The 25,485-nt window shown below is 60.5% G+C and carries 20 protein-coding genes, 1 pseudogene and 1 other annotated feature; of the genes and pseudogenes, 13 read left to right on the forward strand and 8 right to left on the reverse strand.

What is annotated here, in order from left to right; translation table 11 throughout:
- The first annotated feature begins 91 nt into the window (after positions 1–91).
- Entirely contained in the window at positions 92–850 is a 759-nt protein-coding gene (locus CK910_RS17015) for a substrate-binding periplasmic protein (protein ID WP_098984089.1), read from the forward strand.
- Between the two features lie 56 nt (positions 851–906).
- Here the strand turns inward: CK910_RS17015 and rnd are convergent, their stop codons facing one another.
- The 5 genes and pseudogenes from rnd to tsaB form a co-directional block, all read right to left on the reverse strand.
- The gene (rnd, locus tag CK910_RS17020; RefSeq protein ID WP_172955348.1) at positions 907–2,019 is read right to left on the reverse strand and encodes a ribonuclease D; all 1,113 of its coding nucleotides are present in this window, start codon (positions 2,017–2,019) and stop codon (positions 907–909) included.
- An 81-nt stretch (positions 2,020–2,100) separates the two neighbouring features.
- Positions 2,101–3,776, reverse strand: a pseudogene (gene fadD, locus CK910_RS24605) (long-chain-fatty-acid--CoA ligase FadD).
- Positions 3,777–3,974: 198 nt separating this feature from the next.
- On the reverse strand, positions 3,975–4,826 hold the full coding sequence (locus CK910_RS17030; RefSeq protein WP_172955349.1) for an alpha/beta fold hydrolase: 852 nt from the start codon (positions 4,824–4,826) through the stop codon (positions 3,975–3,977).
- A gap of 8 nt (positions 4,827–4,834) precedes the next feature.
- Entirely contained in the window at positions 4,835–5,350 is a 516-nt protein-coding gene (locus CK910_RS17035) for a Slp family lipoprotein (RefSeq protein WP_098984091.1), read from the reverse strand.
- A gap of 106 nt (positions 5,351–5,456) precedes the next feature.
- A complete protein-coding gene (gene tsaB / locus CK910_RS17040) occupies positions 5,457–6,155 on the reverse strand; it encodes a tRNA (adenosine(37)-N6)-threonylcarbamoyltransferase complex dimerization subunit type 1 TsaB (RefSeq protein WP_043134863.1) in 699 nt (232 codons plus the stop codon).
- Between the two features lie 96 nt (positions 6,156–6,251).
- On the opposite strand from tsaB, the gene CK910_RS23835 reads away from it, so the two are divergent.
- The gene (locus CK910_RS23835; protein ID WP_157774638.1) at positions 6,252–6,410 is read left to right on the forward strand and encodes a hypothetical protein; all 159 of its coding nucleotides are present in this window, start codon (positions 6,252–6,254) and stop codon (positions 6,408–6,410) included.
- 9 nt (positions 6,411–6,419) lie between these two features.
- Here CK910_RS23835 and CK910_RS17045 read toward each other — a convergent pair whose 3' ends face one another.
- Positions 6,420–8,330, reverse strand: coding sequence for an ATP-dependent DNA helicase (locus tag CK910_RS17045; RefSeq protein WP_098984092.1), 1,911 nt, complete (start codon positions 8,328–8,330; stop codon positions 6,420–6,422).
- Positions 8,331–8,397: 67 nt separating this feature from the next.
- Positions 8,398–8,640, reverse strand: a complete 243-nt coding sequence (locus tag CK910_RS17050; RefSeq protein ID WP_043134867.1) for a hypothetical protein — start codon at positions 8,638–8,640, stop codon at positions 8,398–8,400.
- A 186-nt stretch (positions 8,641–8,826) separates the two neighbouring features.
- Positions 8,827–8,955: a sequence feature (His leader region), on the forward strand.
- 25 nt (positions 8,956–8,980) lie between these two features.
- Here CK910_RS17050 and hisG point away from each other — a divergent pair.
- The 11 genes from hisG to hisIE all read left to right on the forward strand — a co-directional run bounded on the left by hisG (position 8,981) and on the right by hisIE (position 23,844).
- The gene (hisG, locus tag CK910_RS17055) at positions 8,981–9,877 is read left to right on the forward strand and encodes an ATP phosphoribosyltransferase (RefSeq protein ID WP_043134870.1); all 897 of its coding nucleotides are present in this window, start codon (positions 8,981–8,983) and stop codon (positions 9,875–9,877) included.
- A gap of 12 nt (positions 9,878–9,889) precedes the next feature.
- Positions 9,890–11,200 carry a histidinol dehydrogenase gene (gene hisD / locus CK910_RS17060; RefSeq protein ID WP_098984093.1) on the forward strand — a complete coding sequence of 437 codons (1,311 nt, stop codon included), beginning with the start codon at positions 9,890–9,892 and terminating at the stop codon, positions 11,198–11,200.
- A complete protein-coding gene (gene hisC / locus CK910_RS17065; protein ID WP_098984094.1) occupies positions 11,197–12,297 on the forward strand; it encodes a histidinol-phosphate transaminase in 1,101 nt (366 codons plus the stop codon). The genes hisD and hisC overlap by 4 nt, the downstream gene beginning before the upstream one ends.
- An 11-nt stretch (positions 12,298–12,308) precedes the next feature.
- Positions 12,309–13,418 carry a bifunctional histidinol-phosphatase/imidazoleglycerol-phosphate dehydratase HisB gene (gene hisB, locus CK910_RS17070; protein ID WP_098984095.1) on the forward strand — a complete coding sequence of 370 codons (1,110 nt, stop codon included), beginning with the start codon at positions 12,309–12,311 and terminating at the stop codon, positions 13,416–13,418.
- A gap of 85 nt (positions 13,419–13,503) precedes the next feature.
- Positions 13,504–14,127, forward strand: coding sequence for an imidazole glycerol phosphate synthase subunit HisH (gene hisH, locus CK910_RS17075; protein ID WP_098984096.1), 624 nt, complete (start codon positions 13,504–13,506; stop codon positions 14,125–14,127).
- 5 nt (positions 14,128–14,132) lie between these two features.
- Positions 14,133–14,879 (forward strand): 1-(5-phosphoribosyl)-5-[(5-phosphoribosylamino)methylideneamino]imidazole-4-carboxamide isomerase, encoded by a 747-nt coding sequence (gene hisA / locus CK910_RS17080; RefSeq protein ID WP_098984097.1) that lies wholly within the window; start codon positions 14,133–14,135, stop codon positions 14,877–14,879.
- Between the two features lie 153 nt (positions 14,880–15,032).
- Positions 15,033–16,142: a response regulator gene (locus CK910_RS17085; RefSeq protein ID WP_098984098.1), complete on the forward strand. Its 1,110-nt coding sequence runs from the start codon at positions 15,033–15,035 to the stop codon at positions 16,140–16,142.
- Positions 16,135–18,294 (forward strand): PAS domain-containing protein, encoded by a 2,160-nt coding sequence (locus CK910_RS17090; RefSeq protein WP_098984099.1) that lies wholly within the window; start codon positions 16,135–16,137, stop codon positions 18,292–18,294. The genes CK910_RS17085 and CK910_RS17090 overlap by 8 nt, the downstream gene beginning before the upstream one ends.
- Complete coding sequence (locus CK910_RS17095) at positions 18,291–22,262, forward strand: PAS domain S-box protein (protein ID WP_098984100.1); 3,972 nt, start codon at positions 18,291–18,293, stop codon at positions 22,260–22,262. Before CK910_RS17090 ends, CK910_RS17095 begins: the two co-directional genes overlap by 4 nt.
- A gap of 180 nt (positions 22,263–22,442) precedes the next feature.
- Complete coding sequence (gene hisF / locus CK910_RS17100; RefSeq protein ID WP_098984101.1) at positions 22,443–23,216, forward strand: imidazole glycerol phosphate synthase subunit HisF; 774 nt, start codon at positions 22,443–22,445, stop codon at positions 23,214–23,216.
- Positions 23,209–23,844, forward strand: coding sequence for a bifunctional phosphoribosyl-AMP cyclohydrolase/phosphoribosyl-ATP diphosphatase HisIE (gene hisIE, locus CK910_RS17105; RefSeq protein ID WP_098984102.1), 636 nt, complete (start codon positions 23,209–23,211; stop codon positions 23,842–23,844). Before hisF ends, hisIE begins: the two co-directional genes overlap by 8 nt.
- 34 nt (positions 23,845–23,878) lie before the next feature.
- On the opposite strand, the gene CK910_RS17110 is transcribed toward hisIE, so the two are convergent.
- Positions 23,879–25,372 (reverse strand): KAP family P-loop NTPase fold protein, encoded by a 1,494-nt coding sequence (locus CK910_RS17110; protein ID WP_098984103.1) that lies wholly within the window; start codon positions 25,370–25,372, stop codon positions 23,879–23,881.
- Between the last annotated feature and the right edge of the window lie 113 nt (positions 25,373–25,485).

Below are 25,485 nucleotides of genomic sequence, written 5' to 3' on the forward strand. Positions count from 1 at the left end.
ATGCACATTCGTGCATCCTCGCTTCCGGGCTGGTCAGCCTGCCGTTTCTATCCAATAATCAACAACAACCACGCTGAACAGGGACAGATCCGTGTACAGAGTCTTGTTGTTATGGTGTCTGTGCTGCACCGCCTGGGCACAGGAGTCACTGGTCGTGGGCTGGTCAAGCTGGCATCCGTTCAGCTTTCGCGATGAACAGCAGCAGTTGCAGGGGCTGGACATCGACTTGCTGGAGGCCATCTTCAGCCGGGCCGGTTTTGACGCCAGTTACAGCGAGATGCCCTGGGCCCGCGTGCTGCGCGAGCTGGAGTTCGGCTCCATACAGTTGGCCATGTCCGCCAGTCAAACCGCCCAGCGTGAACAGTTCGCCCGCTTTTCCATTCCCTATCGCAATGAAGAGACTGTGCTGCTCATCCGGCGCCAGGATGCGCCACGCTGGCAGGGGATAGCCCAGCTCTCCGATCTGCTGCCTCGCACCGAATTCACCATAGGCATGCTGCGCGACTTTGACTATGGCGTGGATTTTCGTGCCTTCATGCAATCTCCCCAGCTGAAGGATCGCCTGCTCGTCAGGCTGCGGCTGGATCAGCTGGTGAAATTGCTGCTGGCAGGCCGCATCCAGGGTGTGGTCATGGATCCCATGGGGCTGCAGGAGCTGAGCCTCGTTGGCATGCCACTCGATGAGCTGGCCACACTGCTCACTATCCAGCAGACCCCGGTCCATCTGATGTTGAGCCGCCGCACCACCACGCCCCAGCAGTTGCAACGGCTCGACGAGGCCATCCGGGCGCTGCTGCAGAGCCCGGAATATGGGCAGATCCTCGCACGCTACCGCTACCCGCTGCAGTGAGGCATAGTGAAACAGATAAAAAATGGGCCCATCGGGCCCATTGTTGACTGTATAGCTTATTGTGCCAGCAGGTGACCCACCAGCTCATGACGCCACCCTTGCAGCAGCATGGGCTTGTCGGCACGAGCGCGCTCTTCATCGCTCATGCGCCAGCTCCAGGTGAAGTACTGGTGAATGATCTTCTTGCTCGCCACCAGTTCCGGCGGAATGTTGCTGGCCTTGGCCTTCTCTTCCACCATCCCCTTGATGCGCTTGAGCTCGGCCTTGTACTGGGGATAGTCCACCAGCCGGCGAATGGGCTCGGGCCAGCTCGCAGGGTCGCTCTGCTGGGCCGTCGCGACTATGTCCAGCATCCGCTTGCCGTGGATCTTGATCTCGATGGGAGCCAGCCCCAGCTCGTTGAGATCGCGCAGCGACGTGGGTTTGCGCTCCGCCACCTTGAACAGGTGCAGCTCCTTGACCACGAAGTTGAGGGCCAGATCCCGCCGTACCGCCTCTTGCTGGCGCCAGGCGGCCAGCTCGCGCAGTATGGCCAGTTCACGGCGCCCCAGTTGCCAGGCATTGATTATCTCAAGATAGGCCTGACGGGGATCGCTGCTCTGGGTTTTGCGGGCCGAGTGGTTCTGACACTCCTGCTCGAACCAGGCAAACTTGCCGCTCTCATGCAGCCGGGCCATCACCTTCTCGTAGAGCGGCATCAGGTAGAACACATCGGCCGCCGCGTATTCGAGCTGACGGTCGGTGAGCGGACGGGCCAGCCAGTCGGTACGGGCCTGATCCTTCTCCAACTCCACCCCGAGGAACTCCTTGACCAGAGCGCCGAAGCCCACCGAGACGCCGTGCCCCAGAAAGGCAGTCGCCAGCTGGGTATCGTGCATCTGATTGGGCAGATGGCCAGCCTCGTGCTGGATCAGCTCCAGATCTTCGCCGGAGGCGTGCAATATGGCGATCTGCCCTGCCCGGCCAAGCCGTTGCCAGAGAGGGGTGAGATCCAGGGCCAGAGGATCCAGCAGGGCCAGATGCTCGCCATCATAGATCTGGAACAGGCCCAGTTGGGGGTAATAGGTGCGGGTGCGGACGAATTCAGTATCTATGGCCAGGGGAACGTCGGCCAGGGAAGCGAGATACTGTTCCAGTTCGGCTTGCTGTGAAATGAGTTGATAGTGCATCTTTGCCTGCGCGTTGATCAGGGCCAAAAGAAAAAACCGTGGCATGACCCACGGTTTTGCATGACAGCGGCGCATCGCCCGCTATTGCTTGGCAATTTCCTCGTCGCGCAGCACGCGGCGCAGGATCTTGCCCACATTGGTCTTGGGAAGTTCGTCGCGAAATTCTACCAGTTTCGGCACCTTATAGGCAGTCAGATGTGTGCGGCAGTGGGCAATAATCTCGTCCTCCTGCAGTTTTGCATCTTTCTTGACCACGAAGATCTTCACCAGCTCGCCGGAAACCTTGTGCGGCACACCGACCGCCGCCACTTCCAGCACCTTGGGGTGAAGCGCCACCACGTCCTCGATCTCGTTCGGATAGACGTTGAAACCCGAGACCAGGATCATGTCCTTCTTGCGATCGACGATCTTGAAGAAGCCCTGCTCGTCGCACACGGCGATGTCGCCGGTACAGAGCCAACCATCCTGCATCACCTCGGCAGTAGCCTCTGGACGCTGCCAGTAACCCACCATCACCTGGGGGCCGCGCACCTGCATCTCGCCGGGCTTGCCAAACTCGGTGATCACCTGACCGGCATCATCCACCAGCCGGATGTCGGTGGAGCAGACCGGCAGACCGATGGAGCCGTTGTAGTCGAGCAGATCGTAGGGGCAGACGCTCACCAGCGGTGAACACTCAGTCAGACCATAACCTTCCAGCAGCGGGGTATCGGTCAGTCCCTTCCACTGTTCGGCGACCGCCCGTTGCACCGCCATGCCCCCCCTATGGTCAGCTTCAGCTTGCTGAAATCCATCGACTGGAATTCGCCGTTGTTGACCAGGGCATTGAACAGGGTGTTGACCCCTGTGATGCAGGTGAAGGGGTATTTTCTGATCTCTTTGACGAAGCCCGGGATGTCGCGCGGGTTGCTGATGAGCAGGTTGTATCCCCCCATACGCATGAACAACAGGCAGTTCACGGTCAGGGCGAAGACGTGGTAGAGCGGCAGTGCCGTGACCACGAACTCCTTGCCCCGCTCCAGCATGGGGCCGTAGACGCCGAGGCACTGCTCGACGTTGGCGATCATGTTGCGATGGGTCAGCATGGCCCCCTTGGAGAGGCCTGTGGTGCCGCCTGTGTACTGCAGGAAGGCGAGATCGTCGTTGGTGATCTCAGGCTTGATGTACTGCAGGTAGCGCCCCTTGGAGAGGGCCTGACGCATGGTGCTGGCGTGGGGCAGGTTGTATTTTGGCACCAGCTTCTTGACGTATTTCACCACGAAGTTGACCAGCGTGCCCTTGGCCAGCCCCAGGTTGTCGCCCATGCGGGTCAGGATGACATGCTTGATCGGGGTGTCGTAAACCACTTTCTCCAGGGTATGGGCAAAGTTGGAGACGATGACGATGGCCTTGGCGCCCGAGTCCTTGAGCTGATGCTCCAGCTCGCGCGGGGTATAGAGCGGGTTGACGTTCACCACTATCATGCCGGCGCGCAGTATGCCGAACACGGCGATGGGGTATTGCAACAGGTTCGGCATCATCACGGCCACCCTATCCCCCTGGCTGAGCTTGAGCTCGTTTTGCAGGTAGGCGGCAAAGGCGCGGGACTGCTCTTCCAGTCGGCGGTAGGTGATGGTCTGCCCCATGTTGACGAAGGCAGGTTGATCGGCGAACTCGGTCACCGATGCCTCAAACATGTCGACCAGGGAGCTGTATTGGTCTGGGTTGATCTCGGCGGGGACCCCTTCCGGATAACGCTTCAGCCAGACTTTTTCCACGAACTTCTCCTGCATAACTAGCACCTGTGCGCTCACTGTGTTGCCTCCGTCCCTGTTCACATCCATTTAAATCGGTTGTTTTAAGCTCATGCTCTAATGCCGCACATATTTACATAGGGCAACATCAATTAACAGCAAATTAACAACGGAAAAGTGTGAGGGAGAAGACAAACCTGGAATTATTGAAAGCCGGTGATTCTACCGAATTTGACAAAATTTTTCGATACAAACGGCGGTATCGACCGAATTTTCCATATGAAAATGATGGTTTCCCGCTAAAACGACCATTTCTATTCGCTCGAATTCGCCATGACGCAACTTCCACTGCGCCAGCAGGCTGGCAAAGCCCTGCTCGCCCCGGATAAACAGCACAGGGCAGCGGATGGCCCGGATCAACGCCTGGGCCTGGCCTTCGCTCATGCGCAGTGGCGACAGATCCCGCAATCTGGGATCGCTGCGCCAATGCCAGCGCCCTGCCCGCTCCACCAGTTGTCGCTCACAGATAAGCCGCGCCGCGTTCGGGGCAATGTCCGCCACCTTGCAACGGGCCATTGCCGCTTCCTCGATGGAGGCAAAACCATTGGAGACCCGCTCACGGGTGCGGCTGCGATTTAACATCGCCCGCCGCAGCTGGGCCGGCACCTCCTCATCGGGCTGGCTCAAGGGGCCCAGCCCCTCCAGCATGATGAGCCGCTCCACCTGCTCGGGAAAGACACCGGCATAGGCGGAGGCGATCAGTGCCCCGAGGGAGTGACCGAGCAGGCTGAAACGCGGCCAGCCTGCCGCCTGAACGATCTGGTAGAGATCGTCCAGCCAGTCGACAAAGACATAGGGGGTGGTTTTGTGATCCGAGTGGCCATGGCCCGGCAGATCGACGCAGATCAGATGAAAATCAGCCAGATAGGGGGACAGAGGCAGAAAGCTGGCGCCGTTGTCGAGCCAGCCGTGCAAGGCGATCAGCAGCGGCTTGCCCTGCTGCTCGTTGTCAAGCAAGGCCACCCGACGACCATCGGTCAGGGTGACCATTTTCTCCTGCATGATGAGTGTCATGAGCAACCTTAGCGACGCAGCGGCCGTCTCGGCCAGAAGGGATCATAGAAGGGGTCGTAGAAGTAAGGGTCCATGTAGCGGATCTCCACCTCCTTCACCGGCGGCCACAGCTTGCTGGAGCTGACATCGAGCACGGAGAAGCGATACTTGTGCTGGCCAATCTGGCCATCCACCGGCTTGCCGATAGTGCCGAGCACCGTCAGGCTGCGCCCCTTGGCGTACAGGGTCGGATCGACGAAGCCCTTCATGACAGCGAAGAACCGACCCGGGCTCTGCTCGGTCTGCTCCGGCACGCCGTTGGGTTTGAGCGGCAGATAAACCATTTCGATGACACTCTTTTCCGTCAAATTGTGCACCGCCGAGATGACTCCGCTCCAGCGCGCCGGCTTGCCTTCCTGACCAGCCAGGGCTGGCTGATACGCCACCAGCTGGCTTTCCGGCTCATAGGCCAGTTCCTTGGGCACGGAGCTGCACGCGCCGAGCAACAAGCCCGCTACCCCTATCACAATCGCACGTTTCATCATGTCACTCTCCTGTTTGCCGAATACCGAACCTGTTACCAGACCCTGTCCGGCATGGGGATCTTGGTTTATGGCAGGAGCGACAGGCATGCCACGCCGCTTCCTGCCCTTATTCGCGACCCGGCAATTTTTTCCAGGTTACCTTGTCTCGCAAGTATACCGGGGTGGCCTGCTCCACAGGTACAGCCTCCCCCGCCAGCAAGGCGGCACGCGCCAGCGGCAGCATGTCGACGGCCGCCGGGAAGCGCACCTGGCTCATGACAACCTCCTCGGCCAGACCACCCAGGATCTCGCCATAGGTCTCAAAGCCGGTGCCGACACGGGTCCAGCGACCCGCCAGCGGGCCAGACGCCAACAGCGCAGCCGGATCGCTCACGACCTCCTCACCCACCAGCTGCATGCGGCCCTCCTTCAGCGCGTACTGACCGAAGTAGACCTCCCCCATGCGCGCATCGATGGCGGTCAACACCCGCTCGGCGCCTTCCAGCCGATAAGCCCCCTGCGCCATGGCGGCCAGAGTGGAGATGCCGATGAGCGGCACGCCAACCCCGAAGGCCAGCCCCTGGGCCACGCTGATCCCGATCCGCACGCCGGTGAAAGAACCCGGGCCACGCCCGAACGCGATGGCATCGAGCTCGCTCAAGGCTATCCCGGCATCGTCCAACACAGCCTGAACCATGGGCAAGATTTTGCGGGTGTGATCCCGCGGCGCCTCTTCCCAGCGGGAGAACAGCTTGTCACCCACCAGCAGGGCGGCGGAGCAGGCTTCGGTGGCGGTATCAACGGCCAGGATCTTCAACTCGTTCATGCTTTCCAATCTCTATAAAATCAGTCAATTACATAACAGGCAAGCAAGCTGTGCTCGCCCGTTGTTCAATTCTGTCATCTATCTGCAAGTGGCTCGATGAAAAACCTCGATACGGGCTGCGTGGCCGCCGCATCTCTTGAAAAAATAGCCTTAACTGCCATCAACAGGCCACTGGATACCCATCAGCGGGGCACCTATTCGCCACGATCGAAGAAGCTTCCCTACGTTGCCAGTTCCCGGGTGCAGGGCATATAACCGGCCGTCTTATTTACCACGATCGAAGAAACTCCCCAGCGTCCCTAGCTCCCGGGTACGGGGAATGGCGGGCAGACTCTTGATAAAGGTGGCGCCGTAGGGTTTGTTGACCATGCGTGGATCACAGATGACCAGTACGCCGTGATCACTGCGATCACGAATGAGCCGCCCCACCCCCTGCTTGAGCGCTATCACCGCCTTGGGAAGCTGCAGCTCGGCGAAGGGATCGCCCCCCTTGAGCTTGCAATCATCGACTCGCGCCTTGAGCAACGGGTCGTCGGGGCTGGCAAACGGCAGCTTGTCGATGATAACACACGACAACGCGGCCCCCCGCACGTCTATCCCCTCCCAGAAGCTGCTGGTAGCCACCAGCACGGCGCGGCCATTCTCCACGAACTCCTTGAGCAGCCGCTGCTTGTTGTCCTCCCCCTGCAGCAGCACGGTACGGCCTATCTCGCGGCGCAGCACCTCGGCCACCTGGCGCATCACCTGATGGCTGGTGCAGAGGAAGAAACAGCCCCCCGGCGTCTTGTTGATGAGGGGGATCATCAGCTGGGCCAGCTGCTCGCCCCGCCCGAAGGCGTTGGGCTCGGGCAGAAAACGGGGCACGCACAGCCGCGCCTGTTCGGCGTAATCAAACGGGCTGTCGAGGATGAGCTCGGCGCTGCCCGCGAGCCCCAGTTCGGCCACAAAGTGATCGAAGCGCATGTCCACCGTCAGGGTGGCGGAGGTGAAGATCCAGGCCACCTCGGGACGCAGCACCTCGGCGCCAAAGCGCTCGGCCACCGACAGCGGGGTGATGTTGAGGGAGAAGTGCAGCCGCGAGCAGTCATACCAGTAGGAGAAACCGGTCTGGTTGATGGTCAGCACCTCCCCAAGGCGGGCGCGCAGCTCGCAGATCCGCTCGAAGGCGTGATCCAGCTGCTCACCGCGCCCCAGTGCGAGTTTGAGCACCTCGTAACAGAGCCCGAGGGCATCGTTGAGGCGGGCCAGCGCCTGGGCCCAGAGCGGCTGGCGCAACATGTCGCGGGTATTGCCACGGCCGCCGTCCACCCCGAAGGCGAGGCGCAGATCCTGGCTGGCGATGGAGAGCCGGTCCGCCGCCTTGCCAAGCTGCCCCATGTCGTGGGCCTCGGCGCGATAGGCAAGCTGGATATCCTGCGCCAGATCCTGGATGGTGCGGCTGCCCACCGATTTGCCGAAGTAGTTGGTGGCGATCTCCGCCAACTGGTGCGCCTCGTCGAACACATAGACCTGGGCTTCTGGCACCAGCTCACCAAATCCCGTGTCTTTCACCGCCATATCGGCGAAGAAGAGGTGATGATTGATCACCACCACCTGGGCATCCATGGCGCGGCGGCGGGCCACCACCAGATGGCAGTCGTCGTAATAGGGGCAGTCGCGGCCGAGGCAGTTGTCGTTGGTACTGGTGACGTGGGCCAGGATCTCGGCGTTCTCCTGCAGACCCGGGATATCACCCACATCGCCGTTGTCGGTGGCGGTGGACCAGGATTTGACCTTGACCAGATCGTTGAGGATTTCCGGCTTTTGCAGATGGGATTCGCTGAGCAGGCGATTCATGCGCTCTATGCACAGGTAGTTGCTGCGCCCCTTGAGCAGGGCCACCGGCGGGGTGTAGGAGAGCGCCCCCGTGATGGTGGGGAGGTCTCGGTAGAAGAGCTGCTCCTGCAGGTTCTTGGAGCCTGTGCTGATCACCACCCGCTTGCCGGACTCCAGCGCCGGCACCAGATAGGCATAGGTCTTGCCGGTGCCCGTGCCCGCCTCCACCAGCAGACGGCCACCGCTCTTGATGGCGCTTGAGACGGCTTCGGCCATGGCCAGTTGCGGGGCGCGGGCAACGAAGCCGTCGATGTGGCTGGCCAGAGGGCCATCTGGCTTGAACAGGGTCTGGATGGTCAAAAGGGCGTCCCGCAGCAAAAGCGGGCATTATGCCAAAAATGCGGTGAAAGCGGGACTGATAATGCGTTCAGACGAAGAGATCGATCTGGTGCTCGGGATCCGGCTTGTGATCGTCCTCTTCGGGCTTTGGCTGATCACGCTTGGCAGAGGGGTAGGCCTGCTGGCGCTGCTGGGACTCACCGTTGTCGGTGCTGGTCTTGCGCAACTGGTGCTTCTGGCTGATCTGGGTCACTTCCCGCTTGATGTCGTCAGGACTCGGGGTCGCTGGCGCCCGCGGCAAAATGGGGAACAACAGGTCCTGGCTGGGCATGATCTCGCCTCCTCTGGGGCATCTTGTCTAGTTATCGACCAAGAAACCGTTTTCTCAACTTTAATCGATGGAATCACATTTTCGAGTTGCTTTTTCCGTCAAGGAAGGTAGTTTAAATCGGGCGTCAACTACGACATCTTATTTGTAAAGGATTAGTTACATGAAGTTCACCCTGCTGAAGACTCATCACCACCATCATCATCCCGACTAGTCTTTCAGGAGGTTGACTGCTGGAAGACACTTAACTGGTGACTTCCAAAAGGACCGCAAGATTCATAAACCCTCGGAAGCACATACTTCCGAGGGTTTTTTCGTTTTTGACAAGAAGGAAATCGAGCAAATGGAAACACAACGCCTGCGTATCGCCATGCAAAAGTCCGGTCGTCTGAGCCAGGATTCCCAAGCCCTGTTCAAGAGCTGCGGCCTCAAGATCAACCTGCGCGAACAGCGCCTTATCGCCCATGTGGAAAACATGCCCATCGACATACTGCGGGTGCGTGATGACGACATCCCCGGTCTGGTGATGGAAGGGGTGGTCGACCTTGGCATCATAGGTGAGAACGTGCTGGAAGAGGCGCAGCTCATTCGCGCCTCCCAGGGGTTGCCCGCGGAAGTGAAAACCCTCAAGCAGCTGGATTTCGGGGGCTGCCGCCTGTCGCTGGCGGTGCCGGACGATGTGGCCTACACGGGGCCGCAAAGCCTGGCGGGCAAGCGCATCGCCACCTCCTACCCGGGCCTGCTCAAGCGCTTCTTCGATGAGAAGGGGCTCAATTTCAAGAGCGTCATGCTGGGCGGCTCGGTGGAAGTGGCCCCTCGCGCGGGTCTGGCCGATGCCATCTGCGATCTGGTCTCCACAGGCGCGACCCTGGAGGCCAACGGCCTCAAAGAGGTGGAGGTGATCTACCGCTCCAAGGCGGTGCTGGTGCAAGCTCCCAACCCCTTGAATGAGGCCAAGCAGAAGCTGATCGACAAGCTGCTGCCCCGCATCCAGGGGATGCAGCAGGCGCGCGAGAGCAAGTACATCATGCTGCACGCCCCCAAAGACAAACTCGATGCCATCACGGATCTGCTGCCCGGCGCCGAGCGCCCCACCATCATGCAGCTGGCCGGTGACACCAATCAGGTGGCGCTGCACGTGGTATCCAGCGAGACCCTGTTCTGGGAAACCATGGAGCAGCTCAAAGCCCTCGGTGCCAGCTCCATCCTGGTGCTGCCCATCGAAAAAATGATGGAATAAGGAGGGGACACCATGCAGACCCTGATCTGGAAGACCCTCTCCCCCGCCCAGCAAACCGACGTGCTGACCCGGCCCGCCCTCAATGACGAGGCGGACATAGGCGCCGTGGTCAAGGAGATCATCGCAGCCGTGCGCAGCCGTGGCGACGAGGCCCTGCGCGAGCTCGGCCTGCGTTTCGAACGCGCGCCCCGTGAACAACTGCGGGTCAGCGAGGCCGAAATCGAGGCCGCCTGTGCGCGGCTGGATGATGACATCAAGAGTGCCATCGAAGCCGCGATTGCCAATATTCGCACCTTCCACGCCGCCCAGGTGCAGCCGGTGGTGCGGGTCGAGACCCAGCCCGGCGTGGTTTGCGAGCTGCGCACCCAGCCCATCAGCCGGGTCGGTCTCTATGTGCCGGGGGGCAGTGCACCACTCCCCTCCACCGTCATGATGCTGGCCATTCCGGCACGCCTAGCTGGTTGCCGTGAGGTGGTGCTCTGCACCCCGTCGCCAGCCAGCGACGAGATACTGTTTGCCGCCCGCGCCTGCGGCGTCGAGAAGGTATTCGCCATCGGCGGCGCCCAGGCCATCGCCGCCATGGCCTATGGCAGCGAGAGCATCCCCAAGGTGGACAAGATCTTCGGCCCGGGCAACGCCTACGTGACAGAGGCCAAGGGCCAGGTCTCCCGTGACTGGCGCGGCGCCGCCATCGACATGCCCGCCGGCCCCTCCGAGGTGCTGGTGATTGCCGACGAGAGCGCCAACCCCGCCTTCGTGGCGGCAGATTTGCTTTCCCAAGCCGAGCACGGCCCCGACAGTCAGGTGGTGCTGGTCACCACCTCACCCCTGCTGGCCGATGCCATTGCCGGCGAGATCAAGGGCCAGCTGGCCCGGCTCAGCCGCCGCGAGATCGCCGCCAAGGCGCTGGGCGCCAGCCTGGTGATCCTCTGCGACAGCCTGGACGAGGCCTGCGCCATCTCCAACGCCTATGCCCCCGAGCACCTGATAGTGCAGACCCGGGCGCCGCGGGAACTGCTCGGCAAGCTCGAGAACGCCGGCTCCATCTTCCTTGGGGCATGGACACCGGAGTCGGTCGGCGATTACGCCAGCGGCACCAACCACACCTTGCCCACTTACGGCTACGCCCGCACCTGCTCGAGCCTGGGGCTGGCCGATTACCAGCGCCGCTACACTGTGCAGGAGCTGAGCGTCGAGGGCATCCAGGGGCTCGGCCCCATAGTCCAGCGCATCGCCCAGGCAGAAGGGCTCGATGGCCACAAAAACGCCGTCACCCTCAGATTGAGCGCACTTTCAAACCAGCCGCAAAAGGATTTGTCATGAGCATCGCCAATCTGGCCCGCCGCGTGGTGCGGGCCCTCACCCCTTACCAATCCGCTCGCCGCATCGGCGGCAAGGGCCACATCTGGCTCAATGCCAACGAGGCGCCGCAGGCCTACCCCTTCACCATCGAGGGAAATCGCCTCAACCGCTACCCCGAGCCCCAACCGGCCGAGGTGGTCAACGGCTACGCCGCCTATGCGGGGGTTAGCCCAAGTCAGGTGCTGGTGAGCCGGGGCGCCGACGAGGCCATAGAGCTGTTAGTTCGCACCTTCTGCGAGGCGGGGCAGGATCAGATCCTGATCTGCCCCCCCACCTACGGCATGTACGCCATCAGTGCCGAGACCTGCGGCGTGGGTATCGTCGAACAGCCTTTGACTGCCAACCGTCAGCCGGACTGGGCCGCCATCGCCGACCGCCTCTCCGACGTCAAGCTGGTGTTCCTCTGCTCCCCCAACAACCCCACCGGGGATCTGATGGGTCGCGACGGCCTCATCGCCCTGCTGGAGAAGGCCAGAAAGCGCGCCATTATCGTGGTCGACGAGGCCTATATCGAGTTCTGTCCAGAGGCGTCCGTGGTGGACTTGCTGGCCCGTTTCCCCAATCTGGTGGTGACCCGCACCCTCTCCAAGGCCTTTGCCCTGGCCGGGATCCGCTGCGGCTTTACGCTGGCTAGCCCCGAGGTGATCGCCATGCTGGCCAAGGTGATAGCTCCCTACCCCATCCCGGATCCCATCGCCCAGATAGCGACGCAGGCGCTCTCCCCCATGGGACTGGAGCTGATGCAGGAGCGGGTCACCGAGCTCAACAAGCAGAAGGCGTTGATCAAGGCCGAGCTGGCCAGCCTGGCCTGCGTGCGGGAGCTTTTCGAGGACAAGGGCAACTTCATACTGGTGCGCTTCGTTGACGGCGCCACCGTCTTTGCCGCCATGAAGGCCGCCGGCATCATATTGCGGGATTTCTCCACCAAGCCGGGCCTGGACAACAGCATTCGCATCACCATCGGCTATCAGGGCGAAATGGACGCCGTGATCGCAGTATTGCGAGACGTCTCGGTCAACCAGATGCCACTCAACAACCCGTCTGCCGCCAGCGTATAAGGATGTCATTGATGAAGACCCCGTTTTTGTTTATCGACCGCGACGGCACCCTGATTGAAGAGCCGGTAACCGACAAACAGGTGGACAGCCTCGCCAAGCTGCGCTTCGAGCCCATGGTGATCCCTGTGCTGCGCGAGCTGCAGGCCGCCGGTTACGTGCTGGTGATGGTGACCAACCAGGATGGGCTGGGTACGGCCAGCCTGCCGCTGGAGAACTTCCAGCCGCCCCACGACCTGATGATGCACCTGTTTGAATCGCAAGGGGTCCACTGGGAACAGGTGCTGATCTGCCCCCACTTCCCGACCGATGGCTGCAGCTGCCGCAAGCCGAACCTCGGGCTGGTGAAGGAATATCTGGCCTCCGGTCGCATCGATTTCGCCAACTCTTTCGTGATTGGTGACAGACAGACAGACCTGCAGCTCGCCGAGAACATGGGCATCCGTGGCATTCGCTATCAGCCGCAGGATCACGACTGGCTCGCCATCCGTGATCAGCTGCTGTCCAAGGGACGCGTGGCCGAAGTGGAGCGCTATACCAAGGAGACCCGCATCCAGGTGGCGGTGGATCTCGACAAGAGCGGCGGCAACCAGATCGCCACCGGCATCGGCTTCTTCGATCACATGCTGGATCAGATAGCGACCCACGCCGGTTTCAGACTCAAGCTGAAGGTGAGCGGCGATCTGCACATCGACGATCACCACACGGTAGAAGATGTAGGGCTGGCGCTGGGTCAGGCCATGCGCCAGGCGCTCGGCAACAAGCGCGGCATAGGCCGTTTCGGCTTCGTGCTGGCGATGGACGAGGTGCAGGCGGTGATCGATGCCCGCCCGCTCACCGAGCAGGAAGTGAGTACCGCCCTGGACTTGAGCGGCCGCCCCTACTTCGTGTTTGACTGCCCGAGCGGCTTTGGCCGCGACAGCGTGGGCGAGATGGCCACCGAGATGGTGCCCCACTTCTTCCGCTCCTTGTCGGATGCCATGGCCATCACATTGCAGATGAAGGTCGGCAGCGGCAACACCCACCACCAGGTGGAGGCGCTGTTCAAGGGCTTTGGCCGCGCCCTGCGCCAGGCCATCCGGGTGGAAGGGAGCGAGCTCCCCTCCAGCAAGGGAGTCTTGTAATGGCAACGAACTCTCAAAAGCTGGTGATTATCGATACTGCATCGATGGTGCGGATCTCGCCAATCGACATGGGTAGGGGCACACCATGAGCACTCAGAAACTGGTCATCATCGACACCGGCTGCGCGAACCTGGCCTCGGTCAGAATGGCGTTCGAACGCCTCGGCGTACAGCCGCTGGTTTCCAGCAAGGCGGCCGATATCGAGAGTGCCGACAAGCTGATCCTGCCCGGGGTGGGCACAGCCGTGGCGGCCATGAAGAATCTCAACGAGCGCAATCTGGTGCCCCTCATTCGCGCCGCCAAACAGCCGCTGCTGGGCTTTTGCCTCGGCATGCAGATGCTGGCGGAGGCGTCCGAAGAGAGCATGAGTGCAGATGGCAGCAGCGGCGATCTGATCGACTGCCTCGGCATAGTGCCGGGCAAGATCCGGCTGATGGAGGTGGGCAAGCTGCGCCTGCCCCACATGGGCTGGAACCAGATTGAACACGACGAGCGCCATCCCCTGCTCAAGGGGATCCCAAGCGGCAGCTACTTCTACTTCGTCCACTCCTACGCCCTGGAGGTGACAGACGCGACGCTCGCCACCTGTGACTACGGCACGCCCTTTACCGCCATCGTGGCCCGTGACAACTTCTTCGGCGCCCAGTTCCACCCGGAGCGCTCAGGCGCGGCGGGTGCCCGTTTACTGCAAAACTTTCTGGAGCTATGACAAGGATGATCATTCCTGCAATTGACCTTATCAAGGGTCAGGTGGTTCGCCTCTATCAGGGTGACTACGACCAAAAAACCGAATACAGCGACAGCCCGCAGGCCCGCTTTGACGAATATGTCTCCCAGGGGGCGGTGCAACTGCACCTGGTGGATCTGGACGGTGCCAAAGAGACACAAGCCCGCCAACTCCCCCTGCTGACCCAGCTGCTGTCGGCCACCGAGGCGCCTGTGCAGGTGGGCGGCGGAGTGCGCACCGAGCAGGATGTGGCGGATCTGCTGGCTGCCGGTGCCAGCCGGGTGGTGATCGGCTCCACCGCCGTCAAATCCCCGGATCTGGTGGCAAGCTGGATGGAGAAATATGGCCCCGAGCAGATAGTGCTGGCGCTGGACGTCAATATTGACGCCCAGGGCAATCGCCATATCGCCGTGGCGGGCTGGCAGGAGAACAGCGGCGTGACCATAGAGGCGCTGATCGAGCGCTTCCTGCCGGTCGGTCTCAAGCATGTGCTCTGCACCGACATCAGCCGCGATGGCACCCTGGCGGGCACCAACGTCGAGCTCTATCGGGATCTCTGTGCCCGCTACCCGAGCGTGGCCTTTCAGGCCTCGGGCGGCATTGGCGGGATCCAGGACATAGAGGCGCTCAAGGGCTCCGGGGTCAAGGGGATCATCCTCGGCCGTGCCCTGCTGGAGGGCAAATTCTCCGTGGGTGACGCCATCACCTGCTGGGCCAACGGCACGCCAGATTGACGGTTTGATCAGCCACCGTGACATGAGAGCCTGCCTGGCCACAGGGGTCGGGCAGGTATCTCTCCATCCAGAGATAAGTCGGGGTAAGTCCTTATTACTTGGTAACAATTGACTCTATACTCGAACTCATTGAGACAACGTCACGGAGGACTTATGTTCACATCTCACGCCGCCACCATACTGATCGTCGATGACTCGCCCGAGAATCTGATGGTGCTGACCGATCTGCTCTCTCCCACCTATCGGGTGCTGGCCGCCCAGAGCGGAGAGAAGTGCCTGCGGATCGCCACTGGCAAGACGGCGCCGGATCTCATCCTGCTGGATGTGATGATGCCGGGCATGGATGGCTATGAGGTGCTCAAACAGTTGCGCATCACCCCCGAGACCAGCCGTATTCCCGTGGTGCTGCTCACCGCCCTCGCCGATCCCCAGAGTGAAGAGTACGGATTGTCGCTGGGAGCGGCCGATTACATCACCAAGCCCATCAAACCGGCCATCGTCCAGGCCCGGGTGCGTACCCAGCTGGAGGCCAAACAGGCCCGTGACGGCTTGCAGAGCCAGAACACGGCGCTGGAGGCCGAGGTGGCACGCCGCATGATGGAGAACGACCTGATCCAGCAGGTCTCCATCCGTGCCCTCGCCCACCTGGCGGAGATCCGTGACCCCGAAACCGGCAACCACATCTTGCGCACTCAGGGCTACGTGCGGCAACTGGCCAGCGCCCTCGCCACGCATCCCCGCTTTGCCGAGACCCTGACCCCTCGCTACATAGACCTGCTGAGCCGCTCGGCCCCCTTGCACGACATCGGCAAGGTGGGCATTCCCGATCACATACTGCTCAAACCGGCCAAGTTGACGGTGGAAGAGTGGGGCACCATGCGCACCCATGCCAAGCTCGGCAGCGATGCCATCGAGCAAGCGGAGCAAGACATAGAACAACCCTTGGCATTCCTTACCCTGGCCAAGGAGATTGCCCACTGGCACCACGAGAAGTGGGACGGCAGCGGCTACCCTGACGGCCTGCACGGCGATGATATTCCCCTCTCGGCCCGGCTGATGGCGCTGGCCGACGTGTTTGACGCCCTCATCAGCGTAAGGGTCTACAAGGCCGCCATGCCCTATGACGAGGCGAGAACCCTGATCCTCACCGGCAGCGGCCAGCATTTTGATCCGGACGTGGTGGCGGCATTCGACAGCCATTTCGAACAGTTCGTCGCCATCGCCGAGCGCTACAAGGATGACAACGAGGCACAGCATGGCTGACCAGCCCCCGCTCACCCGGGCCTACATTCTCAACATAGTGCTGACCTATGCCGCCGTGGCCAGCCTGTGGATCCTGCTCTCCGACAAGGCAGTGGAGTGGCTGTTCAGCACTCAGGCCCAGTTTGCCTTGGCCAGCACCATCAAGGGTTGGCTGTTCATCCTCATCACGGCGCTCATGCTCTATGCCATGCTGCGCCGTCGCATCGACATGCCAGTGGTCAACCGTCAATTCTCTCGCCGTCAGCTCTTGCCCCTTATCCTGATCAACGGCCTGATCCTGGGGCTCACCGGCATGGCCATCGCCCAGAGCCTGGGTCACACCCAGGACAAGGAGATAGCCAGGATCGAGGCCATCGCCGATCTCAAGAGCAAACAGATCACCGAGTGGCTCAATGCACGTGAGCGCGATGCCCGCCTGCTGATCGAAAGCCCGCTCTATGCCAATCTCTATCGCCAGGGACAAGTTGCACATCCGGCGGATGGACATACCCCCCTGATGACCCGGCTGGCCGAGTTCATCTCCATCAGGGGATTCAGCGCGGCAACCGTATTCAGCCCGACCGGCACAGCCCTGTGGCAGACGCCCGGGGCCAGCGGCCTTGGCGCGCCGCTGCGTAAGGCCTTGGCTCAAGTGGAAACGGGCAATGTCATGCGGGTGGGGCCCTATCTCGATGAGCAGGGCCAGCCCAGGCTCGACTTCATAGCCCCGCTGTCCATGCCTGGCAGCGGTTCCCCTCTTGTCGTGCTGCAGATCAGCTCCAGCGACTGGCTCAACCACATTCTCAAGCAGTGGCCCATTCCGGCCAGCAGCGGGGAAGCCCTGCTGTTTCGAAAACTCGGCAATCAGGTGCAGTTTCTCAATGACGTGCGCTATCGTCCCCACTCTGCCCTCACCCTGCAGATCCCCATCGACAACAAGGCGCTGCTGGCAGCCCAGTTTCTCAACGGCGGTGCCAAAGAGGGGCTCAGACAGACGTTCTTTGGCCAGGATTACCGGGGGGTCGAGGTCTTTGGCACCATCCACTCCGTCATCGGCACCGACTGGTATCTAATCGCCAAGATAGACAAGGCGGAGCTCAACCACGCCGCCTTCAGGGAGAGCATCTGGATTGGGCTCATAGGCCTGCTGGTGCTCTTCATCGCCAACGCCGGCATCATATTGCTGCGCCAGCATACCCAGCTCTTCATGGCCGAACAGATCCGTCAATCCCAGGCGGGACGCCTGCAGGCGCTGCAGCTGCTCTCCGCCATTGCCGACAGCTCGGAAGACGCCATCTTCGCCAAGGACATGGAAGGCAAATACATCTTGTTCAACCGTGCCGCCAGCCAGTTCGTCGGCAAGCCGGCCGCCGAGATGCTGGGCCAGGATGACATGGCCATCTTCCCGCCCGACCAGGCACGAATGTTGATGGATCTTGGCAAGCAGGTCATAACCCGCAACAAGGTACAGACACAGGAGGAGTACCTCACCCTGCCCAGCGGCGATCGGGTGTTCCTCGCCACCAAGGGGCCGCTGCAAGACAACGAGGGCCAGGTGATCGGCATCTTCGGCATCTCCCGCGACATCACGGATTTCAAGCGGGCCGAGGCGGGCCTCAAGGAACGGGAAGGGCTGTTTCGCGCCCTGGTGGAACAGTCCCTGGCCGGCATCTACATACTCCAGCAGGGCCAGCTCTGTTACATCAACCCGGGCTTCGCCCGTCTGTTCGGCTACGGCTCGACCAACTCCCTGCTGAAAGTCGGCACGCTGCACGCTCTGGCCAGCCCGAAAGACAGCGACAGGGTGGCGGAGCAACTGCTGCGCTGTGAGCAGGAAGATACCGAGATCCACACCCGGTTCACCGCCTTGCACCACGACCATCAGAACATAGAGGTGGAGCTGTATGGACGGCGCGTCGACTATCGTGGCCAGCCCGCCGTTCTCGGCCTCTTGCTGGACGTCACCGAGCGGGAGCAGGTCGAGCAGGCCCTGACCCGTCAGGCCGCGGAACTGCGCCAGCAAAACAGCGAGCTGGAGCGTTTCAACAAGGTGATGGTGGACAGGGAGCTGGCCATGCTCACCCTCAAGCACCAGATCAATGCACTGTCACTTCAGCTCGGGCAGCAGCCACCCTATCCTCAAGCCCCCACGCCGCCGGAGGAGTCCCTATGATGAGCTGGTCCCAGCTGTGGCATATCCGCCAGCCCCGGCAACGGTGGGGGGTCTGCCTGCTGGCCATTCTGCTGCCGATTCTCATGTTGCAGATCCGGATACAGCTGCCCATCGCCTTTGGCGAACGGCCGCTGCTGGTGCTCTTCATGCTGCCCATCATCCTCTGCTCCCTGCTCGGTGGCCTGCTGCCGGGTCTGCTCAGCACCCTGGTGAGCGCCCTGGTCACCACCTACTTCCTGCTGCCCCCGCTCCATTCGCTGACCATTGCCGCCGGCCAGGATCTGGTGCAATGGGGAATACTGCTCGCCAACGGCGTCCTCATCAGCCTGCTCAGCGCCGCCATGCACAGATCCCGCGCCAGGGAGACCCAGCGCTGGCAGGAGCTGATGAACATCCAGTCCCGTCTGCAGCAGAGCGAAACCCGCTTTCAGGCCACCTTCGAGCAGGCGGCGGTGGGCATTGCCCTGGTCGCCCCGGATGGCAAGTGGCTGCGGGTCAACCAGCGGCTGTGCGACATGGTGGGCTACCAGGCCGATGAGTTGATGGGCATGACCTTCCAGCAGATCACCCACCCGGATGACCTCTTCATCGACCAGACCTATGTGACCCAGATGCTGGCGGGCGAGCGGCCTCACTACACCCTGGAGAAACGTTACCTGCGCAAGGGGGGCGACATTCTCTGGATCACCCTCACAGTGGCGCTGGTCCGGGATCTCAAGGGGGAGCCCGACTACTTCATCTCGATCATCGAGGACAACCAGCAACGCAAGGAGACCGAAGAGGCCCTGCGCCGCAACGAGGTGATCCTGCGCGAATCCCAGCATCTGGCCAAGATAGGCAACTGGCGCTGGCACATTGCCGACAACAGCCACTACTGGTCACCCGAGATCTACCGTATCTATGGCCGCGACCAGTCCCTGCCTCCCGCAGTCTATCCCGAGGTGAGAAAATATTTCACCCAGGAGGGGTGGCGCGCCATCGCCCAGTCCGTCGAGCACTGCCTGCAGACCGGTTATCCCTACGAGTGCGATGCCGAGGTGATCCACGAACAGGGGGAGCCCATCTGGATCATTGCCCGGGGCGCCGCCTTGCGCGATGGCAGTGGCACCATAGTCGAGCTGTACGGCACGGTACAGGACATCACGGAGCGCAAGCTGGCCGAGCAGCAGCTGTTGCAAAACCAGCAGGTGGCACTCGATACCCAGCGCCGCGCCCGCCTGGCGGCACTGAATCTGATGGACGATGCCATCAGCGCCCGCATCCGCGCAGAGACCACCAGCACAGCCCTGCGCAATAGCGAACAGCGCCTGCTGATGGCCCAGGAAGGGGCGCATGTCGGCATCTGGGAATGGGACATCCCGAGTGGCCAGCTGTTCTTCTCCCCCGAATGTGCCCGCCTCTATGGCCGCAGTGTGGAGCAGCTCAACACCTTCAGCACCTGGCAGAGTTGCGTGCATCCGGACGACAAGGTCCGCATCGACAAGCTGCTGTCCGACTTGCCAGGAGCAGGCAAACCGCTCGAGATAGAGTTTCGCATCCTGCTGCCCAGCGGTGACATCCGCTGGCTGGTGAGCAAGGGCAGCGTCTATCGGGATACCCAACAGCGCCCGTTGCGCCTGCTCGGCATCAATCTGGACATCACTGAGCGCAAGCAGGCCGAACAACAGTTGCGACAACTGTCGCTGGCCCTGGAGCAGAGCCCGGATGGTGTCTTCATCACGGATACCCAGGCGCGCATCGAATACGTCAACGTCGCCTTCCTGGCCGCCAGCGGATACCAGCAGAGCGAGGTGCTGGGCCAGACCCCTTCCCTGCTGCGCTCAGGTCTCACCCCCAAGGCGACCTATGTTGCCCTGTGGGATGCCATCCATCAGGGTCAGCGCTGGCATGGCGAGTTCATCAACCGCCGCAAGGATGGCTCCCACTACCAGGTGCTGGCCACCGTCTCCCCCATTCGGCAGGAGAACGGCGTCATCACCCACTATGTGACAGTGCAGGCGGACATCACGGAGAAGAAACAGCTCGGCGAGGAGCTGGATCAATACCGCTACCACCTGGAAGAGATGGTCAACGAGCGCACCCTGCAACTGGCCCAGGCCCATCAAAGGGCGGAGAGCGCCAACCGCGCCAAGAGCGCCTTCCTGGCCAATATGAGCCACGAGATCCGCACCCCCATGAACGCCATTTTGGGGCTCACCTATCTGCTCAAGCGCGACACCCCGGATCACACCCAGCACGATCGGCTGGAGAAGATAGACAACGCCGCCCAGCACCTGCTCACCATCATCAACGACATTTTGGATCTCTCCAAAATCGATGCGGGCAAGATGGTGCTGGAGCAGAGTGACTTCTCCCTCACCGCCATGCTGGACAACGTCAGCGCCCTGATGAGCGAGCAAGCCCGCGCCAAGGGGCTCACCATCATAGTCGACATAGGGGATACACCCGCCTGGGTCCATGGCGACATCACCCGCCTGCGCCAGGCGCTGCTCAACTACGCGGCCAATGCCATCAAGTTCACCGAACAGGGCTCGGTCACCCTGCGGGTACGGATAGAGCGCCCGCTGCCCACGGGGTATCTGCTGCGCTTCGAGGTGGAAGACACCGGCATCGGCATCAGTCCGGAACAGAGCGAGAAGCTGTTCCAGGCATTCGAGCAGGCCGACGTCTCCACCACCCGCAAGTACGGCGGCACCGGCCTTGGCCTGGCGATCACCAACCGGCTCGCCACCCTGATGGGGGGCGAGGTCGGTCTGAGCAGCGTGCCGGGCAAGGGCAGCTGCTTCTGGTTCACCGCCCTGCTCTCTCTGGGGCAGAGCGAGCCGCAGCAAGCCGCGCGACTCGAGCAGACGGTGCAACAGACGCTCTTTTTCTCCAACCACGCCCGCGTGCTGCTGGTGGAGGACAACGCCATCAACCGCGAGGTGGTGCTTGAGCTTCTCAACAACAGCGGCCTCGTCATCGAGACCGCCGTCAACGGCCAGGAGGCGCTGGAGCGCGTCAGCCAGCACGCCTTCGATCTGATCCTGATGGACATACAGATGCCCCTGATGGATGGCTACAGTGCCACTCGCGCCATCCGTGTCTTGCCGGGCTGGGAGCAGATCCCCATTCTGGCGCTGACCGCCAGTGCCTTTGAAGAGGACAGAAAAGCCTGTGAGGCGGCGGGCATGAACGATTTCATCGCCAAGCCCGTGACCCCCGCCAAGCTGTTTGAGGCGCTGCAACTGTGGTTGCCCGCCAGCACGCCGGTGCAGCCTCAATACCAGCGCCGGGCCAGCGATACCCTGATAGCTCCGCTCGCCCGGCTGCAATCCTTCCCCGGTCTGGATCTGCAACAGGGGCTGGCGGCGCTGCAGGGCAACCAGGTGAAATACGCCGCCTTGCTGCGCCATTTCGCCAGTGAACACAGCCAGGACATGCAACTGCTCAGCAGCCATCTGCAGGCGGGCGATCAGCCGGCCGCCACGCGCCTCGCCCACACCTTGCGCGGCGTCGCCGCGACTCTGGGCTGGGTATCCCTGGCCGACCAGAGCCAGCGGCTGGAACACGACCTGTCCCGCGATGGCAGCGAGCTGACCGATCAGATGACGGAGATAGCAAACGCACTCGGCGCCCTTCTTGAGCTGCTGGGTCAGGAAGAGCCTGAACCCGCCGCCGTGTCGGCCCCCCTCAATGGCCACTGGCAGCAGCAGTTGCTGCGCCAGATTGAAGGCCTGCTGCTGCAGAGCGACACAGCCGTCATTCCGCTGTTCGAGCAGTACGCTGGTCCCCTGCTCCTAGGCCTCGGACCCAAAGGGGATACGCTGGCACGCCAGTTGAAAGTGTTCGATTTCGACGGCGCCCTGCTTACCCTGCGCAGCCTGCAGGCGACGCAGGAACATACCACAGGATTTGAACCGGCGGGCCCGGATGCACCGACCCGGCATCCCGCGGCGACAAAGAGAGATAAAGGGTTGAATCACTGAATAAAGTCATGCATATAGTGTTGGTTCCCCTGTCGAACACGTCCCCTTGCGGCCACGTTGTCGCCCGGCTGGGCACCACCTGTTGAAGCATGCCGACGATCTTCACTCATTGGCCGTCTGACGCCCGCGTCACCCGGCAATAACGATGTTTTTAACCGTGCGTTACATGGAGCAACGAGCATGTTGTCAAAGCGTATTATCCCCTGTCTGGACGTCAAAGATGGCGTTGTGGTCAAGGGAGTGCAATTTCGAAATCATGAAGTGATGGGCGGCATCGTCGAGCTCGCCCGCCGCTACGCAGAGGAAGGGGCCGACGAACTGGTGTTCTACGACATCACAGCCTCGAGCGATGAGCGGGTGGTGGACAAGAGCTGGGTGAGCCGGGTGGCCGAGGTCATCGACATCCCCTTCTGCGTCGCCGGTGGCATCAAGAGCGTGGAGGATGCCCGCCAGATCCTCGAATTTGGCGCCGACAAGGTCTCCATCAACTCACCGGCCCTGGCCGATCCAACCCTCATCACCCGACTGGCCGAGCGCTTCGGCGTGCAGTGCGTGGTGGTGGGGATCGACTCCTATTTTGATGTGCAAACCGGCCACTATCAGGTCAAACAGTTTACCGGTGACGAGAGCCGCACCCGCACCACCGCCTGGCATACCCTGGATTGGGTACAGGAGGCGCAAAAGCGCGGCGCCGGTGAAATCGTGCTGAACGTGATGAACCAGGATGGCATGCGCCAGGGCTACGACCTCGAGCAGCTCAAGCTGGTGCGCGCCGTCTGCAAGGTGCCGCTGATCGCCTCCGGTGGTGCCGGCACCATGGCACACTTCCTCGATGCTTTTACTATCGCCGACGTGGACGGGGCCCTGGCCGCCTCCGTGTTCCACAAGGGCCTTATCCCCATTCCCGAATTGAAACGCTGGCTGAAAAATGAAGGAGTCGCCATCCGTGAATAATCAAGCTGTAAACAACGAGCTACCGCTCGCCGAGCGCCTGGACTGGGCAAAGTGTGATGGCATGATCCCCGCCATCGTCCAGCATGCCGCCAGCGGCGAGGTGCTGATGCAGGGCTTCATGACCCGCGAGGCGCTGGAAAAGACCCAGGCCAGCGGCCAGGTCACCTTCTTCAGCCGCAGCAAGCAGCGCCTCTGGACCAAGGGTGAAAGCTCGGGCCATGTGCTCAAGCTGGTCGCCATCAGCACCGACTGCGATCAGGACTCTCTGCTGATCGCCGCCAACCCCGTCGGCCCCACCTGCCATCTGGGCACCCCCTCCTGCTTCGACGGCCACCCTGTGCCACCGCTCGGCTTCCTGGCCGAGCTCGAGCAGATCCTGGCATCACGCAAAGGTGCCGACCCAGCCACCAGCTACACCGCCAGCCTGTATGCCAAGGGCACCAAGCGCATCGCCCAGAAGGTGGGTGAAGAGGGTGTGGAAGTGGCGCTGGCCGCCATGGCCAAGGATCGGGAGGAGCTCATCAACGAATCCGCCGATCTGCTCTACCACCTGACCGTACTGCTGCAAAACGAGGGGCTGGAGTTGAAGGATGTGGTGCAGCGGCTTTATGAGCGGCACAATAAATAACTGCATATTGATAGATGGGCGTAAAGCCCATCTATCATAATAGCAAGGTAGATAATTCGACTAACTCTATATAGTCATCATTTGTCAACAATTTGTTTTGCAAACAAGCAATATAATATCTACCATTATCATCATATCTTCCGTCTGAACGAATAATCGTGAGTCCGTTTATGTTATTTGGATTATTATCACCACTTAAATAATAACCACTAAGAATCCTATGAACCTGCATGATATAGGCATAAAAATTATCATTTTTCAAAATTACCTTTTCATTACGACCTGACTTAACATCAGACCAATAATTAATTACTATTGATAATTCTGCCTTGCTTTTAAATGAGAAAACATTGTCTTTATTTACATTAATCTTATCAATTTCAGCATCTAAGAGCTTCCCACCGCTACGAAGAGCTATATATGCCGCAGGGATTTTTGTATGCATAATCAGTAAAGCAGACAAATAGATAATATCTATGGAGCGCTCCGATACTGAATGCAATATAGCAAATAAATTGTCTAGAAATGACTCTATCTCTCTTGCAGAGAGATGGTATGCATCCACAATTCTTGCAAGTGTTTTAGAAAAGTCATTAGCATCTGAAAAACAATGAAATGTTTTACTACATAAAAGTTCGAATCGGTCTGCAACAAACTCTTCGATGAGAAAATGGCTAGGGCATTTATTCAAATAAAAACGTCTTTTGAAAAACCTGCCTAGATAAGTCTGGGCATCAAACCCTTCCCCATAAATTACCTTGATAGCGTGTTGTAACTGCTCAGTATCCGTTGCCAGTACAAACACAACGTCCTTAATATCAAAGATATGCTTGATGGTCTCCAGCATTTCTACCGCATAGGAGGGGCGGCAGCGATCCAACTCATCAATCAAAATAAAGGCCGGATAATTCAAGCGACCTTGGCCATCCAATTGATCTAAGTTTGCAGAAACAGCCGCTTCAACCCATTGCCTAATCTCTTGTTTAAGATACTGAATAGATTCATAGCGCTCTTTATGATTGCTGCAAAGCGTATCAACCAGCTTGTCTGCGTCTTCTCCTTCCATAGAAAAGTCACCATCTTCCAGCCCAGCTTTTTTAATGGCTGACTTGAGCACCAATTTTCCGCCGACCTTGAGCAGACCAAGTAGCTTGAATTTGATGCCATCGGGTACGGCAAGCTTATTTCCAGCAGCATCTCTCAGTTGCTCGATAATCGACGAGATCACCGTCAACAAGGGGTCATCGGAAAAGTCCTGCTGCCAGGCATCGATATAGACGGTGGGATAATGCTGTTTTAGCTCCATATACCAGCGCTTGATAAACCAGGTCTTGCCCGCCCCCCACTCGGCATTGAGGTTCAATACATAGTTGCGCTGTTTGCCCTCTGTAGCCAGATAATCGGTCAGAAACTCGGCATAGCGAGCGCGATCCAGCCGATCTCCTGCGAGAGTATCTTGCACTCCTTCAATGGTTCCCGGACCATTCCATACAATGGATTTCTCCCAATCAAATTCTGCACGCGTCATAATATTTCCCTGCTTCTATATTGAGCAGGATATTACCAGAGTGAGATCCGAAAGAGTTTGATGGACATAGAAGTTTGGCGCCATATTGCTCCAGGCAAAATGGCACCAACTCA

The organism is Aeromonas sp. CA23 (genome assembly GCF_002587065.1).
Taxonomy (GTDB): domain Bacteria; phylum Pseudomonadota; class Gammaproteobacteria; order Enterobacterales; family Aeromonadaceae; genus Aeromonas; species Aeromonas bestiarum.